The 260-nt window shown below is 29.2% G+C and carries 1 protein-coding gene; it reads left to right on the forward strand.

Annotated elements, in window-relative coordinates:
- Positions 1-150, forward strand: a 150-nt coding sequence (locus ACWA1B_RS22965; protein WP_456910957.1) for a KH domain-containing protein, incomplete at its 5' end; no start/stop codon positions are given.
- Between the last annotated feature and the right edge of the window lie 110 nt (positions 151-260).

Below are 260 nucleotides of genomic sequence, written 5' to 3' on the forward strand. Positions count from 1 at the left end.
GGTGCTGCTTTGAAGAAAGTGGGAACAGACGCTCGTGCTGATTTGGAGAAATTCTTCGGAAAACAAATTCACATCGAACTTTATGTAAAAGTGAACAAAAATTGGAGAAGTAATGCTAATATGCTGAAACGTTTCGGTTATAATCAATAATTTTTGTTTAACCGTTTAATTGTTTATTCGTTAAACGAAAATGATTTTTGAAAATGAGACTCTATGAAAATTAAAAAGATTACAATTTTAATAATTACGATTTTAGCTTT

It is taken from the genome of Flavobacterium xizangense (assembly GCF_054075145.1).